General features: G+C 45.3%; 15 protein-coding genes and 1 tRNA gene. 5 read left to right on the top strand and 11 right to left on the bottom strand.

The window, feature by feature from the left end:
• Positions 1-182 precede the first annotated feature (182 nt).
• On the top strand, positions 183-4079 hold the full coding sequence (gene purL / locus F0231_RS04490; RefSeq protein ID WP_171758667.1) for a phosphoribosylformylglycinamidine synthase: 3897 nt from the start codon (positions 183-185) through the stop codon (positions 4077-4079).
• Between the two features lie 210 nt (positions 4080-4289).
• Complete coding sequence (locus F0231_RS04485; RefSeq protein ID WP_171758525.1) at positions 4290-4640, top strand: DUF3622 domain-containing protein; 351 nt, start codon at positions 4290-4292, stop codon at positions 4638-4640.
• A gap of 65 nt (positions 4641-4705) precedes the next feature.
• Here F0231_RS04485 and F0231_RS04480 read toward each other — a convergent pair whose 3' ends face one another.
• From F0231_RS04480 to purM, 5 genes are all read right to left on the bottom strand, one after another.
• Positions 4706-4897, bottom strand: coding sequence for a DUF4250 domain-containing protein (locus F0231_RS04480; RefSeq protein WP_171758524.1), 192 nt, complete (start codon positions 4895-4897; stop codon positions 4706-4708).
• Positions 4897-5103, bottom strand: coding sequence for a YaeP family protein (locus F0231_RS04475; protein WP_171758523.1), 207 nt, complete (start codon positions 5101-5103; stop codon positions 4897-4899). Before F0231_RS04475 ends, F0231_RS04480 begins: the two co-directional genes overlap by 1 nt.
• Before the next feature lie 123 nt (positions 5104-5226).
• Positions 5227-5877 carry a tellurite resistance TerB family protein gene (locus tag F0231_RS04470; protein ID WP_171758522.1) on the bottom strand — a complete coding sequence of 217 codons (651 nt, stop codon included), beginning with the start codon at positions 5875-5877 and terminating at the stop codon, positions 5227-5229.
• A 122-nt stretch (positions 5878-5999) separates the two neighbouring features.
• On the bottom strand, positions 6000-6641 hold the full coding sequence (purN, locus tag F0231_RS04465) for a phosphoribosylglycinamide formyltransferase (protein WP_171758521.1): 642 nt from the start codon (positions 6639-6641) through the stop codon (positions 6000-6002).
• Between the two features lie 2 nt (positions 6642-6643).
• Positions 6644-7684, bottom strand: a complete 1041-nt coding sequence (gene purM, locus F0231_RS04460) for a phosphoribosylformylglycinamidine cyclo-ligase (RefSeq protein WP_171758520.1) — start codon at positions 7682-7684, stop codon at positions 6644-6646.
• Between the two features lie 178 nt (positions 7685-7862).
• Between purM and upp the strand changes: the two genes are divergently transcribed.
• The gene (upp, locus tag F0231_RS04455; RefSeq protein ID WP_171758519.1) at positions 7863-8489 is read left to right on the top strand and encodes a uracil phosphoribosyltransferase; all 627 of its coding nucleotides are present in this window, start codon (positions 7863-7865) and stop codon (positions 8487-8489) included.
• Positions 8490-8547: 58 nt separating this feature from the next.
• Here the strand turns inward: upp and rluF are convergent, their stop codons facing one another.
• The 3 genes from rluF to F0231_RS04440 form a co-directional block, all read right to left on the bottom strand.
• Entirely contained in the window at positions 8548-9579 is a 1032-nt protein-coding gene (gene rluF, locus F0231_RS04450) for a 23S rRNA pseudouridine(2604) synthase RluF (RefSeq protein WP_171758518.1), read from the bottom strand.
• A 91-nt stretch (positions 9580-9670) separates the two neighbouring features.
• Complete coding sequence (gene smrA / locus F0231_RS04445; protein WP_171758517.1) at positions 9671-10252, bottom strand: DNA endonuclease SmrA; 582 nt, start codon at positions 10250-10252, stop codon at positions 9671-9673.
• A gap of 156 nt (positions 10253-10408) precedes the next feature.
• A complete protein-coding gene (locus F0231_RS04440) occupies positions 10409-10549 on the bottom strand; it encodes a DUF3149 domain-containing protein (protein WP_171758516.1) in 141 nt (46 codons plus the stop codon).
• Positions 10550-10814: 265 nt separating this feature from the next.
• On the opposite strand from F0231_RS04440, the gene F0231_RS04435 reads away from it, so the two are divergent.
• Positions 10815-10891: transfer RNA gene (locus F0231_RS04435), tRNA-Pro, on the top strand.
• Between the two features lie 382 nt (positions 10892-11273).
• Here F0231_RS04435 and F0231_RS04430 read toward each other — a convergent pair.
• Positions 11274-12143, bottom strand: a complete 870-nt coding sequence (locus F0231_RS04430) for a TraB/GumN family protein (protein ID WP_171758515.1) — start codon at positions 12141-12143, stop codon at positions 11274-11276.
• A 405-nt stretch (positions 12144-12548) separates the two neighbouring features.
• Between F0231_RS04430 and F0231_RS04425 the strand changes: the two genes are divergently transcribed.
• A complete protein-coding gene (locus F0231_RS04425; protein WP_171758514.1) occupies positions 12549-15200 on the top strand; it encodes a beta-N-acetylhexosaminidase in 2652 nt (883 codons plus the stop codon).
• A gap of 90 nt (positions 15201-15290) precedes the next feature.
• Here F0231_RS04425 and F0231_RS04420 read toward each other — a convergent pair whose 3' ends face one another.
• Positions 15291-16682, bottom strand: coding sequence for a peptide MFS transporter (locus tag F0231_RS04420; RefSeq protein WP_171758513.1), 1392 nt, complete (start codon positions 16680-16682; stop codon positions 15291-15293).
• 292 nt (positions 16683-16974) lie between these two features.
• Complete coding sequence (gene asnB / locus F0231_RS04415) at positions 16975-18639, bottom strand: asparagine synthase B (protein ID WP_171758512.1); 1665 nt, start codon at positions 18637-18639, stop codon at positions 16975-16977.
• Positions 18640-18761: the final 122 nt, after the last annotated feature.

The raw sequence follows: 18761 nt of genomic DNA, 5'->3' as shown, positions 1-18761 counted from the left end.
TTGCTTTTGGTGTTACATCACAAAAACAATTGCTATATAATGCGCTCGCAACCAAGAGGTGGAATCGGCATAGGTTTGAAAACCTTCGGGCTTACTTCCGGAATAGCTTCGAAGAAAAACAGTTTAACCCACTGAATTTATTCCAATATCACCTTAATCAATTGCATAAGAGACCTAAGCACATGAGAATTTTTCGTGGCTCCCCAGCTCTATCTGAATTTCGTGTTAACAAGCTTTTAGAGCTTTGTCGTGAACTTGGCCTACCTGTAACAGGTATTTACGCTGAATTTGCGCACTTTGCAGATCTAACTGCAGACCTAAATGATCAAGAAGTTGAGAAACTAGAGAAACTTCTGACTTACGGTCCAACAATTGAAGAGCACGCACCAGAAGGTCTTCTTCTACTAGCAACTCCTCGCCCAGGCACTATCTCGCCTTGGTCTTCAAAATCAACGGATATCGCAAATAACTGTGGTCTAGACAAGATCGCACGTCTTGAGCGCGGTACGGCTTACTACATCGAATCATCGGCTGAACTTTCTGAGCTTCAACTGGTTGAGCTTAAAGCGATTCTGCATGATCGCATGATGGAAGTTATCTTCACTGACTTCGAATCAGCAGCAGCACTTTTCCAAGTTGCAGAGCCTGCACCAGTAGCAGACGTTGACCTACTAAAAGGCGGTCGCGCTGCGCTTGAAAACGCAAACGTTACCCTAGGTCTTGCACTTGCTGATGACGAAATTGAATACCTTTACGATGCGTTCGTAAATAAGCTAGATCGTAACCCAACAGACATCGAGCTAATGATGTTTGCACAAGCGAACTCAGAGCATTGTCGTCACAAGATCTTCAATGCAGACTGGACTATCGACGGCGTTAAGCAAGAGAAGTCTCTGTTCAAGATGATCAAGAACACATTCGAGACAACGCCTGAAAACGTACTGTCTGCATATAAAGATAACGCAGCAGTAATGGTGGGTTCTGATGTAGGTCGTTTCTTCCCGAACCCAGAAACTCGCCAATACGGTTACAACCAAGAGAAAGCACACATCCTAATGAAGGTGGAAACGCACAACCACCCAACTGCTATCTCTCCTTGGCCGGGCGCTTCTACAGGTTCTGGTGGTGAAATCCGTGACGAAGGCGCAACAGGTATTGGTGGTAAGCCAAAAGCTGGCCTAGTTGGTTTCACGACATCTAACCTACGTATTCCAGGTTTTGAACAGCCATGGGAAACAGACTTCGGTAAGCCAGGTCGCATCGTTAACGCACTAGATATCATGCTAGAGGGCCCACTTGGCGGCGCGGCGTTCAACAACGAATTTGGTCGTCCAAACCTACTGGGTTACTTCCGTACTTACGAAGAAAAAGTTAACTCTCATGCAGGTGAAGAAGTTCGTGGTTACCACAAGCCAATCATGATTGCTGGTGGTATGGGTAACATCCGTGATGAGCACGTGCAGAAGAAAGAGATCCCAGTGGGTGCAAGCCTAATCGTACTTGGTGGTCCTGCGATGAACATCGGCCTTGGTGGCGGTGCAGCATCTTCAATGGCATCGGGTCAATCAGCAGAAGACCTAGATTTTGCATCTGTACAGCGTGAAAACCCAGAAATGGAACGTCGTTGTCAGGAAGTTATTGACCGTTGTTGGCAGCTTGGCGACGAGAACCCAATCGCATTCATCCACGATGTGGGCGCGGGCGGTATCTCTAACGCACTTCCTGAGCTTGTAGACGATGGCGAGCGTGGTGGTATCTTCCAACTGCGTGACGTACCAAACGACGAACCAGGCATGAGCCCACTTGAAATCTGGTGTAACGAATCTCAAGAACGCTACGTAATGGCAGTTGCGCCAGAGAATATGGAAGTATTCGATGCAATCTGTAAGCGTGAGCGTGCACCATACGCAGTAGTGGGTGTGGCAACGGAAGAGCGTGATCTAAAACTAGAAGATTCACACTTCGACAACACGCCAATCGACATGCCAATGGATGTGCTTCTGGGTAAAACACCTAAGATGCACCGTGACGCGACAACGCTTAAAGCGAACAACCCTGCGGTTAACCGTGACGGTATTGAGCTAAATGAAGCTGCAGATCGCGTTCTACGCCTACCAACGGTTGCAGAGAAAACATTCCTAATTACTATCGGTGACCGCACGGTGACTGGTCTTGTAGCGCGTGACCAAATGGTTGGTCCATGGCAGGTTCCTGTAGCTAACTGCGCAGTAACAGCCGCAAGCTACGACACTTACCATGGTGAAGCGATGTCTATGGGTGAGCGTACGCCAGTTGCTCTTCTAGACTTCGGTGCTTCAGCTCGTCTAGCAGTAGGTGAGGCAATCACTAACATTGCAGCGACTAACATCGGTGATATCAAACACATTAAACTGTCTGCTAACTGGATGTCTCCAGCAGGTCACCCAGGAGAAGATGCAGGTCTTTACGAAGCGGTGAAAGCGGTAGGTGAAGAGCTATGTCCAGCACTTGGCCTAACTATCCCAGTTGGTAAAGATTCAATGTCGATGAAGACTAAGTGGGAAGAGAACGGCGAGCAGAAAGAAGTAACCTCTCCGCTATCTCTTGTTATCACTGCGTTTGCACGTGTTGAAGACGTTCGTAAGACAATTACTCCACAGCTTCGTACTGACAAAGGTGATACATCACTTGTTCTTATCGACCTAGGTAACGGCCAGAACCGTCTAGGCGCAACGGCTCTAGCACAGGTATACAAGCAGCTTGGTGATAAGCCAGCAGACGTAGACAACGCTGCACAGCTTAAAGGTTTCTACGAAGGCGTACAGGCGCTTGTAGCAAACGACCAAGTAGTGGCTTACCACGATAAGGGTGACGGTGGTCTATTCGTTACTCTAGCTGAGATGGCATTCGCAGGTCACTGTGGTGTTAAAGCGAACATTGAAGTACTAGGTGAAGATACGCTAGCAGCGCTATTCAACGAAGAGCTAGGTGCAGTACTTCAAGTTAAGAATGATGACCTAGATTCTGTACTTTCAACGCTAGCAGCGAACGGCCTTGAAGCATGCTCACACGTAATCGGCAGCGTTGAAGCATCTGATGAGCTAGTGATTACTTCTGGTGAAACAGTGGTTCTAGAGCGTAACCGTACTGAACTACGTACTATCTGGGCTGAGACAACGCATAAGATGCAAGGTCTACGTGATAACCCAGCATGTGCTGACCAAGAGCACGAAGCGAAGAAAGATAATTCTGACCCAGGTCTAAACGTTAAACTAAGCTTTGATGTGAACGAAGACATAGCAGCGCCATTCATCTCGAAAGGTGCTAAGCCTAAGATGGCAATCCTACGTGAGCAGGGCGTTAACTCTCACGTTGAGATGGCAGCAGCGTTCGACCGTGCTGGCTTTGAAGCGACTGATATTCACATGAGCGACATCCTAACCGGTCAAGCGGTTCTAGAAGAGTACCAAGGCCTTGTGGCTTGTGGTGGCTTCTCTTACGGTGACGTACTAGGTGCGGGTGAAGGTTGGGCGAAGTCTATCCTGTTCAATGAGCAAGCTCGTAACCAGTTTGAAGGCTTCTTCCAACGCGAAGATACGTTCTCTCTAGGTGTATGTAACGGCTGTCAGATGCTATCGAACCTGAAAGAGCTAATCCCAGGTGCAGACCTATGGCCACGTTTCGTTCGTAACGAATCTGAGCGTTTTGAAGCTCGTTTCAGCTTAGTTGAAGTTCAGAAGTCTGACTCTGTATTCTTCGACGGCATGGCAGGCTCTCGTATGCCAATCGCAGTATCACACGGTGAAGGGCGCGTAGAAGTGCGTGATGCGGACCACCTAGCGGCGATTGAAGCATCTGGTACTGTTGCCGTTCGTTACGTGGATAACCACGGTAATGCGACTCAGCAATACCCGAACAACCCGAACGGTTCACCAAACGCAATCACAGGTCTAACGACTCAAGATGGTCGCGTAACTATCATGATGCCGCACCCAGAGCGTGTATTCCGTACAGTTGCGAACTCATGGTCTCCAGAAGGTTGGGGTGAGAACGGTGCTTGGATGCGTATGTTCCAAAACGCACGTAAGAATGTAGGTTAATTCAACGACCTTAGTTTTCGCTTAGCAGCATAAATAAAAGCGCAGATCGAAAGATCTGCGCTTTTTTCATTCTTTGAAAGAAACCATTAGCCAAATGGTGGCTTTTAAGTTTTAATACCGCCCTTGCCAAGGGATGGTGTTAAACAGCTCAGCTTAGATGGAGTTATCAAGTTGACCAAATCCCTGATTAATCCCTTAGGAAATTAGTAAATGTCTAAAAATCAAAAATTTGCTATCCGTGTGACTGAAAAGCGCAACGGTTGGTGTGCAGAGATCACTCGCCAAGTAACTTCACGCAAGACGTCTGTATCAAAGCGTGAAACAGGTTTTGAAACAGAAGCACAAGCACAAGAGTGGGCTGAAAAAGAACTAGCAGGCTTCATTCAGAACCAAGCGGCTCGTAACGAGCGTAAAGGTGAAGCACGTAAAGTTCGAGTTGAGCGTGAAGAGCGTTTAGCTCAAGAAGCTGCAGAAAAGAAAGCGCGTTACGAAGACGCGAAAAAAGCCGCTGCAGTTCAAGCTGAACTGGAAGATGAAGAAGATTTCTTCGAAGAAGAGTAATCAATCGTCATCCAATAAAAAACCGCCTGTGAGGCGGTTTTTTTGTATCTGAACTGTTTGCTGAATTAGCGGAACTGGCCAGCTTCAGGTAAGAAATCGAAGCCCGCAGTAGAAAGCTTCGTTTCTAGTGCCGACTTATCGATATCAAAGTAGGCTGCGAGTTTGTCTAAGTCACCACCAAAGTCATCACGAAGTTTCATGTTGACGATACTCATTAGCATGACGGGATCCATCGATTCGAAGTTCGCTAAGTTCATCACTTATCCTCGAAGTCTGAAATGAGAAGGTTCGCCGCAGCAAATGCAGCCTTTTCACGTGTCTCTTTCGATAGTGATTCATCAGCGGCGATGTCATTCAGGGCACGAACGGCACAAGAGATTGCTTGAGGAACGTAGGCTTGATCGCCACTACCGATTTGAGCGTATAGTTCACGAACTAGGTCACAGCAGCCATAGACTTGCATGGGCATTACTCCAATAAATGATAACTGCTCTCAAATATACACACAGTATTTGAGCAACTCAATGTCTAAGCTTGTCCTAGCTCAAGCAACGTTTTGCTATGCTCGCAATCTGTACAATCATCGTCAGTTTTGCAGCTGCAGTGCTAGTTGTTGAGTCACTTCTGGCGCTAAATGTAACTGCTTAGCAAGCTCTTGTAAGTAAGCCTTCTCCATGAAATTTTGCTCATCAATCACGATTAGAGAGGCCAAGTAGATCTCAGAAGCCTGTTGAGGTGAGCGGGCGAGGTTAGCGACATCGCGGGGATCCAGTGGTTTGTTGAGCTCACGGTGAACGAGTTGCTGAAGATTTTGATCTGCATCTGCCTGCCTTATGGCTTCTTCAATACGTGCCATCTCTGCTTGATCGACATGGCCATCTGCTTTTGCTGCGGCAATCATCGCCTTAATGATCAGTTCTTGGTGAATGGTGTCATTGGCGTTGAACTCTTCTTGGGGAGCAGAGTCAGGCTGTTTGCTTTGATAGTCGTTATATACTTTGTATGCAAGGCCACCAAGTAGCGCTATACCACCAACTTTCAGTGCATTCTTACCGACTTTTTTACCAAGCTTTTTACTCTTTTTCGAGCCCATTAATAGGTTTACTAAGCCGCCACCAACTGCTCCTGCACCAAGAGATTTAAGCGTGTTTGAGTTCGAACTCTGTTTCAATTGGTTCTGCCCTTGACGAACCAAATCAGAGTTGAGCGCTTGATTGAGTAAACTTTTCAGATCCATACATACCTCCGCAACTGTTAGTAGGTAGCTTAACGAGGAGAATATGAATAGGAGATTAATATCGATTCACATACACAAAAAAGGCGAGCATCTAGCTCGCCTTTAAAATCATGATAGAGAGATTACTCTTCAGCGTATCCGTGGATGCTCAGTAACTTGCCATCCAAATAAGCTTCTTTGCCATCTTTCATCACTAAGCGCTCTTCGACAAGCCACTTCACGACCATTGGGTAGATACGGTGCTCTTGAGTTTGAACACGTTCAGTCAGAGTCTCTACCGTGTCTCCATCGAAGATTGGCACTTTCGCTTGAAGCACGACAGGACCGCCATCCAATTGCTCAGTAACAAAGTGGACGCTCGTTCCGTGTTCTTCATCACCTGCATGAATCGCACGCTGATAAGTGTTAAGACCTGGATATTTAGGAAGCAGAGAAGGGTGGATATTGATCATACGTCCCATGTAGTGACGAACAAACTCACCACTTAGGATACGCATATAACCCGCTAAAACGATGACATCTGGTTTGTATTCATCGATCTGCTTCATCAATTCGTGGTCAAAGGCATCACGAGTATCAAATGCTTTAGGATCTAAGAAATGTGCGGCAGCACCTGCTTTATCAGCACGTTCTAAGGCATAGACGTTCGCTTTGTTAGAAAACACCGCTGTCACACGGCCTTCGGTGATTTCTTTGTCACATGCATCGATAATGGCTTGCAGGTTAGAACCGTTCCCTGAAACTAAAACAACAATACTCTTCATGTTTACTTAATCTCTACCTGTTCTTCGCCGGCTTCAGCGTTTGCAATTTCACCGATAACCCATGCATTTTCGCCTTCAGCTTTTAGTAGCTCAACCGCAGCGTCTGCTTGGTCTTTAGGTAGCGCTACGACAAGGCCAACACCACAGTTAAATGTACGGTACATTTCGTGAGTCGTTACGTTGCCTTTTTCTTGTAGCCATTTGAAGATGATTGGCCATTCCCAGCTGTTACCATCAACAACCGCTTTGGTACCTTCAGGAAGAACGCGTGGGATGTTTTCCCAGAAACCACCACCTGTGATATGAGAAATCGCATGGATGTCGTGTTTCTCAATCATGTTAAGTGCTGATTTAATGTAAATCTTTGTTGGTTCTAGTAGGTGCTCACCGATAGTGCGACCTGCTAGTTCTTCATTCTTATCTGCACCTGATACTTCTAAGATCTTACGGATAAGCGAGTAACCGTTTGAGTGAGGTCCGCTTGAACCTACAGCGATAAGTGCGTCACCTGCAGCAACTTTAGTACCGTCGATAACGTCTTCTTTTTCTACAACACCTACACAGAAACCTGCAACGTCGTAGTCTTCGCCTTCGTACATGCCTGGCATTTCCGCTGTTTCGCCACCGATTAGTGAACAACCAGCTTGAATACAACCTTCAGCAATACCAGAAACAACGTCTGCTGCTGTATCTACGTCTAGTTTGCCTGTTGCGTAGTAGTCAAGGAAGAACAGTGGCTCAGCACCTTGAACGATAAGGTCGTTTACACACATAGCAACAAGGTCGATACCGATAGTGTCGTGCTTGTTCATATCCAGAGCTAGACGAAGTTTTGTACCCACGCCGTCTGTACCAGAAACTAACACCGGTTGCTTGTATTTCGTTGGCAGTTCACAAAGTGCACCAAAGCCACCAATACCACCCATGACTTCAGGGCGACGTGTACGTTTTACAGCACCTTTAATACGGTCAACAAGAGCGTTGCCTGCATCAATGTCTACGCCAGCGTCTTTATAGCTAAGAGATGTGTTATCAGCACTCACAGGGAAGTCCTCAAATTTGAAAGTTGGATATGAAATCGGCGCTATTCTAACAGTGGTTAAATATAAAGAGCAAACGTTTGCGCAACTTTTTTTGTTATGGAATAAAGCAGTATTTGAGAACGAAATCGTTTATAATCTGGAGGTTTGTTTAAATTTTACCTTATATCCGGAGATGGAAATGAAAGTTGTTGAAGTGAAACACCCTCTAGTTAAACATAAACTGGGTCTAATGCGAGAAGGTGATATCAGCACAAAACGCTTCCGTGAGCTAGCAACAGAAGTTGGTAGCCTGCTCACTTACGAAGCAACTGCGGACTTTGAAACGGAAAAAGTAACCATTGAAGGTTGGAACGGTCCAGTAGAGATTGATCAAATCAAAGGTAAGAAAGTAACAGTAGTGCCAATTTTGCGCGCTGGTCTAGGTATGATGGACGGTGTACTTGAGCACATGCCAAGCGCACGTATCAGTGTTGTGGGTATCTACCGTGATGAAGAGACTCTTGAGCCGGTACCATACTTCAACAAGCTAGCGTCTAACATGGACGAGCGTATCGCACTTGTTGTGGACCCAATGCTGGCGACTGGCGGTTCTATGATCGCAACGATCGACCTTCTAAAAGAGAAAGGTTGTAAAGCAATTAAGGTTCTTGTTCTTGTTGCGGCGCCTGAAGGTATTGAAGCACTTGAAAAAGCGCACCCAGATGTAGAGCTTTACACTGCGGCAATCGACGAGAAGTTGAATGACAAAGGCTACATCGTTCCTGGTCTAGGCGATGCTGGTGATAAGATCTTCGGTACGCTATAAGCTGTCGAGGTTGAATGATTAAAAAAGGGAGCCGATTGGCTCCCTTTTTGTTAGCTAATTATTTTTTAAGGCTTAACGTGCCGCCAGTTTTTGGCTTACTTGGGCGTGAAGCACCGTCAGATTTTGGCTTAAAGAACGCCTTACCTTTGTTCGGCTTGTCTTTTGAGTCACGCTGTTTGTCACTGTTGCGACCTTTTTTAGAGTTGGGTGCGTGGCGGAACTCATCAGCGTTACGACCTTTAAAGGTGCGCTGCTTTTGGTTTCGGCGAGCTGTTGACTCTTGGTTTTCTTCACGGCTATCAAAAAGCTTTGCATCGGTCGCACGGCGAATGCGTTTGCCTTTTGCGTCAACTTTTGAAGCTTCTTCTGTGCCACTCGACTCTTCACACATGGCTAGGATCTCTGCCATTTCCGCGTCGCTCATGTAACGCCATTGTCCGTTAGGAATGCCATCGAGAGTGATGTTCATAATACGAACACGACGCAGCTTAAATACTTCATACCCTAGTGCTTCACACATGCGACGGATTTGACGGTTCAAGCCTTGAGTCAGCGTAATACGGAAAGAGAACTTGGTCTCGCGTTCAACTTTACATGGCAGAGTAACCGTATCGAGGATATTGACGCCTGAACTCATCTTCTTGATGAACTCATCGCTAATAGGTTTATCGACGCGAACAACATATTCCTTCTCGTGATTGTTACCTGCACGCAGGATTTTGTTCACGATGTCACCGTCATTGGTCAAGAAAATTAGACCATCAGAAGGTTTATCTAAGCGACCGATAGGGAAGATACGTTTCTTATGACCAACGAAATCGACAATGTTGCCAGGAATGTCGCGTTCAGTCGTACACGTGATGCCTGTTGGCTTGTTTAACGCGATATAAATCGGTTTGTCTGTTGCTGCAGCGATAGGCTTGTCGTCGACGCGAACATCGTCACCAGGCATGACTTTAGTACCCATCTCAGGTACATGACCATTGATGGTGACTCGACCTTGCTCGATCAATCGGTCTGCTTCTCGGCGAGAGCAAAAGCCCGTTTCGCTGATAAATTTGTTTAAGCGTTTCGCGTTATCTTGTGACATGTTGTTCTCCTAACGTTTCACAACGGCGGTTAATCGGGAGTGGTGAAAGTATCATCACTCAGAGGGCGCGCATTCTAGCACTGGGAGTGACTTAACCCAATCGTTTTTGATGACGCTCACGAGTTTCTATCTTTTTCTCAGCACTTTTTCTTAGTAAGACATACACAGCCCCTGTTCCACCATGGAAACGTTGTGCGCTGTGTACACACTGAACTTCTTTAATCTGCTTGAGCCACTGGGCGACAAAACTTTTCATCATTGCTGGTGGATTAGAACGCTCGCCTTTGCCATGAACAATAACGACAGTTCGGATATCCATACGCATACACTGTTTCAGAAACTTCACGACTTCATCTCTGGCTTGTTCGAGGGTGCGTTTGTGGAGATCTAAACGCGCTTGAATTGGATACTTAGCAAGACGAAGCTTTTTATAAACGCCATCTTGTACACCATCGCGTTTGAACTCAATGATGTCATCAGGTTTTATCATTTCGGCATGATCAATCGAAAGGTACTCAGGGTCTTCTTCGGTCAGCCAAATTGCTGCTTCTCTTTTTGCAAGCTGGGCGTCTGTAATCTGGTGTTGCTTCTTATGTTCAGCGGTATCTTGTTGGATTGGCTTAACATCCCCCATCATTTCTTGGAAGAGGGCGAAATCGTCATCGTGAGACATAGCGACATCTCAAGGCAGGAAATCAATAACACTATTATACCTAAGGCAGTGGTCATTGATCACTATTTGCTTGTAGCAAAATAAAAAACCGAAGCAGACAAGTTATCTACTTCGGTGCATAGCGAATGTCTATTCAGGGAATAGAGCTAAGCGATTCTAGTGAGGAGATTTGTCGTTCATCACTTTGTATATGAAGTAACCGCCATAAAACAGCATAAGACTGAAGGCACCAAAGATCACAATCATTGAAGATAGACCTACCGCATTACCAAATAGGAGATCGAGCCAAAAGTCCATAATTCCTCCAAAGGATACAAAATGAGATGACAGACCTAAAATAAAGCGTGGTTAAATATGCAACACTGATCTGGATCAATTGTTGTTATTCGGTTGCGGAATAGTTTTTGTTGATGTGTTAATGCTCACACTTTATACGTGTTAGATGATGTTTTATACAAACGGACAATAAAATTGAAAAAGTTACCTAAAATGGCTTGCGTAAAAAATTAGAATCCGTAATATACGCCTTCGTTGACGGGGATAACTCCTCAGTTAAACATCTCGGTGAATAGCGCAGCTTGGTAGCGCATCTGGTTTGGGACCAGAGGGTCGGGGGTTCGAATCCCTCTTCACCGACCACATCAAGAAAGCCTGCTTCTAAAGCAGGCTTTCGTCGTTTTAGAGGTATAGAAATAGGGTTCGAACCAAAGTGGGGTTCGCCTGATGTTCAAGGAATGTCTCTTCAGCGACCATATTAAGAAAGTCTGCTTCTAAAGCAGGCTTTCGTCGTTTTGGAGATATGGAAATAGGATTCGAACCAAAATGGGGTTCGCCTGATGTTCAAAGAATGTCTCTTCACCGACCATGTCAAAAAGGGCTCTACATGAATGTAGAGCCCTTTTTGCATTTTTACATTTGTCATTCCATAGACTGACGAAGGAAGGAGTAGGGGAATCCCTTAATACTGTGTGCAGAGTATTAGAGTTCCCCAATTGGTTCATCCGCCCGATAGAGCTGTGTATCAATACTCAAACTCACAAAGCGCGGGTTCACTTTTGGAAAGTTGCGCCACCTTAAATCCATCTTGCTTGAGTAAATCAATCACGCTGTTTTCCCCAACTAAGTGCAGCGTTCCTACGACCATCAAATAAGAGCCTTCTTTTTCTTTAGACCAACTAGGAGTAGCAAGTTGTTTAGCCCAATTGATGTTTCTTTCTGTCAGGAATGCGTACTCAAATTCAGGCGACATCTCTGTTAGGTTCGCAAATTCATTCAGCTTTTCCAAATCACCTGCCTGCCAACTTTTTATTAAGCAGACGGTTGCTTCTTCAGAGTGATCAAACTCATCGATGACACTGACGAGCAGTTCTTTGCCTGACTCTTTTTGCCCTGTGAGAAGATCGATTTGCGATTGTAATGATTCCAAACTAAGCACAGGGGTGTTTTGGAAAGTGGCTTTATACACCAAATGGCTATCGACGCCATGAGCCGCCTTATAGCCTAAATACTCAATTTGCTTCATTTGAACGGCGAGTGCTGTCGCCCAAGGTGGGGAGTTAAGTAGTTGAGTGGCATCCATTTCAAGTAAATTGGCTAATCCGATTAACTCGTCTTGCTGCTTTTTATCCAAAACATCTTTGCTCAAAAGCTTGATTGGGGGATAGGTCACTCCTTGGCTTTTTCGAATATCGGTTTCAACGATCAACCCATCACTTAACTGGAGTTTATCCATCACCTTTTTAGGCAGTGGGTACATGCTCTCATCGCCAACGTGAACAGAGCCTAAGATGTAGTAGTGAAGTTTCCCTTTCTGAGCATGCCAAAATAAAGGCTCTGCAGATACTGCAGAAGCGAAACACAAAGCAAACAGGATAAGTAATAAGTTACGCATAGAGTGAAATGAGCCTTACTGAAAAATTGTCGAAACCAAAAATATCAACGTATTTTGACGAGAGAAAAGTGTGCGAATAATCACGTTTCTTGCTCTGCCCGTAAATTTGATTTTAAGACAACCCTGAATCAAATGTGATCATCATTCATGTATTGCATCTGTTTGTGCTCCTAAGCTGTGATTTACTTCTCAGTAATCTCGTCAAAATAAGTCCGACAAATTTAACGTTGAGAGTAAGTGATTGTTTATTCGAGATTTAAAAATGTGTGTATTTATAAAGTTTGAATTTGATCACTTTCGCAAAGGATTAATTTTACGATGAAAAATAACTCGGGCTATTGTGATTGCATCTTGATTTTGACGCCGAACATTTCCGGCTTCGCTCCACTTTTAAGGGTAAGTAAGATGTTTAAACAAAGTCTCATTGCTGCATCAGTATTAGCAACATTAGCAGGTTGCGCATCATTTCAATCAAACGAGCAACAAGTAGTAAATACTTTAGCTGACAACCTTGATATCCAATATCAAGTTCTCACCAACCACGGCGCAAATGAAGGTCTTGCATGTCAAGACATGGGTGCTGAGTGGGCGTCTTGTAACAAAGTAAACATGACGCTAGTTAACCAAGGTGAAGCGGTTGACTCTAAAGATTGGGCTATTTACTTCCATAGTATTCGTCTGATTTTGGATGTAGACAACGAGCAATTCAAAATCACTCGCGTAACAGGTGACCTTCACAAGCTAGAACCAACCGATAGGTTTGATGGCTTTGCAGCGGGCGAAGAAGTGGAACTTCCGCTGGTGGGTGAATACTGGCAGTTATTTGAAACTGACTTCATGCCAGGCGCTTTCGTTGCTGCACCGAACGCAGAGCCTAAGATGATCGCTTCTCTTAACACTGAAGATGTTGCCTCTTTCGTTACTGGCCTTGAGGGCAACAACCTAAAACGTACGCCAGATGACAACAACGTATTTGCAAACGCTGTATCTCGTTTCGAGAAGAACGAAGACCTAGCGAAACAAGACGTATCAACCACGCTACTACCAACACCAATGTCTGTTGAAGCAGGTAAAGGTACGGTAGATATCGCGGCGGGCATTGCGCTGCCTAAAGACGTATTCGATGCGACTCAATACGCAGCAATTCAAGATCGTGCAGAAGTGGTAGGTGTGGATGTTCGTGGTGATCTTCCTGTAAGCATCACTGTTGTTCCTGCAGACTTCACTGGTGAATTAGCAAAATCTGGTGCTTACGAAATGAGCATCAAAGGCGACGGTATTGCGATTAAAGCGTTTGACCAAGCAGGTGCTTTCTACGCAGTACAATCTATCTTTGGCCTGGTAGATAGCCAAAATGCTGATTCTCTACCACAACTGTCTATTAAAGATGCGCCGCGTTTTGATTACCGTGGTGTGATGGTGGACGTGGCTCGTAACTTCCACTCTAAAGACGCAATTCTTGCAACGCTAGACCAAATGGCAGCGTACAAGATGAACAAACTACACCTTCACCTAACAGATGATGAAGGCTGGCGTTTAGAAATCCCGGGTCTGCCTGAGCTGACTGAAGTGGGTGCTAACCGTTGTTTCGATTTGGAAGAGAAAAGCTGTTTACTGCCTCAGCTTGGCTCCGGTGCAACGACAGACAACTTTGGTTCTGGCTTCTTCAGCAAAGCAGACTACGTGGACATCTTGAAGTACGCGAAAGCGCGTAACATCGAAGTGATTCCTGAAATTGATATGCCAGCCCACGCTCGTGCAGCAGTAGTATCAATGGAAGCGCGTTACGACCGTCTAATGGAAGAAGGTAAAGAAGCAGAAGCGAATGAATACCGCCTGATGGATCCTAAAGATACATCGAATGTAACGACGGTTCAGTTCTACAACAAGCAAAGCTTCATCAACCCATGTATGGAATCTTCAACTCGCTTTGTTGATAAAGTGATTTCAGAAGTGGCAGCAATGCATGCTGAGGCAGGCGCACCGCTAACAACATGGCACTTTGGTGGTGACGAAGCGAAGAACATTAAGCTAGGCGCTGGTTTCCAAGATGTGAACGCTGAAGACAAAGTAAGCTGGAAGGGTACGATTGACCTGTCTAAACAAGACAAGCCATTTGCACAATCTCCGCAGTGTCAGACACTTATTACAGACGGGACAGTGAGCGATTTTGGTCACCTACCAAGCTATTTTGCACAAGAAGTCTCGAAGATTGTGGCAGAGAAGGGCATTCCAAACTTCCAAGCTTGGCAAGATGGTCTTAAATATAGTGAAGGCGAGAAAGCGTTCGCAACAGAAAGCACACGTGTTAACTTCTGGGACGTTCTTTACTGGGGTGGCACATCATCTGTGTACGAGTGGTCTAAGAAAGGTTACGACGTGATCGTTTCTAACCCAGACTACGTGTACATGGACATGCCATACGAAGTTGACCCGAAAGAGCGTGGTTACTACTGGGCAACGCGTGCAACAGACACTCGTAAGATGTTTGGCTTTGCTCCAGAGAACATGCCTCAGAACGCAGAGACCTCTGTAGACCGCGATGGCAACGGCTTTACTGGTAAAGGTGAAATCGAAGCGAAACCTTTCTACGGTCTATCAGCACAACTTTGGTCTGAGACAGTACGTAACGACGAGCAATACGAGTACATGGTATTCCCTCGCGTATTAGCAGCAGCGGAGCGTGCATGGCACCGTGCTGATTGGGAAAACGATTACAAAGTGGGTGTTGAGTACTCGCAAAACTCTAACCTAGTAGACAAAGCTGCGCGAAACCAAGACTACAACCGCTTTGCGAACGTACTTGGCCAACGTGAACTGGCGAAGCTAGAAAAAGCAGGAATCGATTACCGTCTACCTGTACCAGGTGCGAAAGTAGAAGGTGGCACTCTATCAATGAACGTTCAGTTCCCAGGTGTTGAGCTTCAATACTCTCTAGATGGTGACAACTGGCTAACTTACGCAGACGACGCTCGTCCAAATGTGAAAGGTGAAGTGTTTATCCGCACAGTATCTGCAACAGGCGAGAAGACAAGCCGCGTGACTAGCGTGAAATAATTCCCCCTCCCTCTTATCTTTAAGAGAGGGAAAAACGCCCGGCCAATAATGGTCGGGCGTTTTTATTTTGTAATGAGTAGATTGAGCTATCTAAGCCACTTGTGCTTGTTGTTCTTCTACTTGTTCGGCATTACTGATTGGCGTTTCAGCTCCGTGCATCCAACGTACCAATGTATTTGAGAACATCAAAAGAATAACCCCAGATACAGTCGCTGCAATGGCAATGCCACCGAAGATAGGTAATGCACCTAACTCTCCAACGTGTGAACCGATAAGACCTGCAACGTAGTTAGCAATTGCATTGAAGCCAAACCACGCACCCATCATTAGCGATGCGAGACGAAGTGGTGCAAGTTTAGTGACAAGCGATAAGCCAATAGGTGATAGGCAAAGTTCACCGAGAGTATGAAAGAAGAACGCACCGACAAGCCAAAGCATTGAGGTTTTCACTGTCGTATCGCCGCCTTGCTCCATCACCGCACCAACCATACATAGGAAGCCCAGAGCTAAGAAGAATAGGGCAAGCGCAAATTTCACTGGTGAGTTCGGTTCTTTAGGGCCCAACTTAACCCAAAGCGCAGCAAGAACAGGCGCAAGGGTAATAATGAAGAATGGGTTCAGCGATTGGAACCAAGCTGCAGGGACTTCAAAACCACCAATCATGCGGTCAGTGTATTGCTGGGTGTAAATATTCATTAAGCCGCCAGCTTGTTCAAAGCCCGCCCAAAAAACGATGACGAACAAGCCCATCACCATGATCACTTTTAATCGGTCGATTTCTTTTTTCGTTAAAGGCTGCTTAGTCGCTGATTTCTTTCTCTCTAGATCACGAGCCGCCGCTGGTACAACACCGATGTCACCCAACCATGACTTAGCCAGCGTCATCTGCATCACTAGGCTGATCAACATACCAAGGCCTGCTACTAAGAAGCCTGCTTTCCAGCCGAATTCGTTGGTTACTGAGCCAGATGCAACACCTGCGATCAAGGCACCCAAGTTGATACCCATGTAGAAGATAGTAAATGCGCCATCACGACGGTTGTCACCTTCTTCATAAAGATCACCGACCATTGTTGAGATATTCGGTTTGAACAGGCCGTTACCGACGATCAATAGCGCAAGACCAAGATAAAAGCTGTGTGTCACGCTAAGGCCAATCATGTCAGCAGGTAAAGCGAGTGTGAACTGGCCGATAGCCATTAAAGCACCACCAATCAAAATTGAGCGGCGCTGTCCTAGGTAGTTATCTGCGAGGTAACCACCAATCATTGGGGTAATGTAAACAAGTCCAGTATAGATGCCGTATAGATCTAGAGCATCTTTAGTCGACCAGCCTAAACCGCCATTCATTGTCGCATCTGTTAAATAGAGCACTAAGATGGCGCGCATTGCATAGTATGAGAAACGCTCCCATAGCTCTGTACCAAATAGTAGGAACAGGCCTCTAGGATGTCCGAAGAATTGTTGATGTTGGTTTGTCATAAGTTTTACTAATTGTAATCATTACAGTTTTTTATTTGTTACTACATATACTCCTTGGGCAAATGCACTGCAAATGACGAAAATTTTAGCTTTAGCTTTGTTTTGTTTTTAACTGGTTGAATTGAAAGAATAAATTGGTGGATCAGTAGGTGTCATGATCGTGCTACAAACTTAGTTTTCAAAATTGAGTTGGAATTACCAAGTTGTTACGACTATAAGTTTTTGGGATGAGTTGTTAGAGAAGAAATAAAAAAGGCACCTAGATGGTGCCTTTTTAAGGTATGAATAATATTTAGTACGAGTCGTTGTGCACGCTCTGTACAGCACGGCCTGATGGATCTGCCATGTTCTTAAATGACTCATCCCATTCAATTGCTTTTGCAGAAGAACAAGCCACTGATGGACCGCCAGGTACACACTCTGCTGCTGATGGCAGTGGGAACAATTCTTCAAAGATTTCGCGGTAAACGTAACCTTCTTTTGTTGTTGGCGTGTTGTACGGGAAGCGGAACGCGGCAGTTTCCATCTGTTGATCAGTCACTTTCGCTTCTGCTACTTCTTTAAGTGTGTCGATCCAGCTGTAGCCTACGCCATCAGAGAACTGCTCTTTTTGGCGCCATGCGATTGATTCTGGTAGGTAGTGTTCGAAACACTCACGAAGGATATGCTTCTCCATCTTACCGTTGCCACACATTTTATCTTCCGGGTTCAGGCGCATTGCAACGTCGATGAACTCTTTATCTAGGAATGGTACTCGACCTTCAACACCCCATGCTGCGAGTGATTTGTTTGCACGTGCACAATCAAACATGTTTAGAGCAAGTAACTTACGTACTGTTTCTTCGTGGAACTCTTTTGCGTTTGGTGCTTTGTGGAAATACAAGTAACCACCGAAGATTTCATCGGCACCTTCACCAGACAGTACCATCTTAATGCCCATCGCTTTGATCTTACGACCCATTAGGAACATTGGTGTTGAAGCACGGATAGTTGTAACGTCGTATGTCTCAATGTGGTAGATAACATCACGAATTGCATCTAGGCCTTCTTGAATCGTGTAAGTCATCTCATGGTGAACAGTACCGATTTGATCTGCGACTTCTCGCGCTGCTTTTAGGTCAGGCGCACCTTCTAAGCCAACCGCAAATGAGTGCAGTTGTGGCCACCATGCTTCGGACTTCTCATCATCTTCGATACGCATTGCAGCAAAACGTTTTGCGACAGCAGAAGTGATTGAAGAATCTAGACCACCAGAAAGAAGAACGCCGTAAGGCACGTCAGTCATTAACTGGCGTTTTACTGCAGCTTCTAGTGCTTCAGTCAGTTCTTCTTTGCTCGTGCTGTTGCCTTGAACTGCCGCGTACTCATTCCAATCTCGGATGTAGTAACGCTGTGGTTCTGAATCTGTTGAACTGTAGTAGCTACCAGGAGCAAATTCGCTGACGGTTTTACATACAGGAACCAGTGCTTTCATCTCCGAAGCAACATAATAGTTGCCGTGTTCATCATGGCCTTGGTAAAGAGGAATGATACCGATGTGGTCACGGCCTACTAGGTATGTGTCTTTCTCTTCATCGTATAGAACGAAAGCGAAGATACCGTTTAGTTCTTCAAGTAGGTCAGCGCCCATCTCTTGGTAAAGTGCAAGAATAACTTCACAATCAGAATCTGTTTGGAAATCGTACTTATCTTCGTAGCGAGCACGGATCTCTTTGTGGTTGTAGATTTCACCATTCACGGCAAGGATGTGTTTTTTGTCAGGGCTGTAAAGTGGTTGAGCACCACTGTTAAGACCAACGATTGCAAGACGTTCGTGCGCTAGAATTGCTTTCTCTGAAGAGTAGATACCAGACCAATCTGGACCACGGTGACGCAGTTTTTTAGACATTTCTAATGCGATTGGACGCAGTGCTTCTGCATCACTCTTAATGTCTAAAATACCAAAAATAGAACACATACAACTTCCCTTTAAATTTTGTTTAACCTTCTGACTTCAATTTGCCATCTTGATTAAAAAAATCAACCAGTGTTGATGAAAAAAATAGTTTTATCGGTTAAAGGGTGAATTATTTCTAATTT

The sequence above is a fragment of the Vibrio sp. RE86 genome, assembly GCF_013114545.1.
Taxonomy (GTDB): Bacteria; Pseudomonadota; Gammaproteobacteria; order Enterobacterales; family Vibrionaceae; genus Vibrio.
The sequence above is the reverse complement of the archived record's forward strand: the minus strand, read 5'-3'. Positions and strand labels throughout refer to the sequence as shown.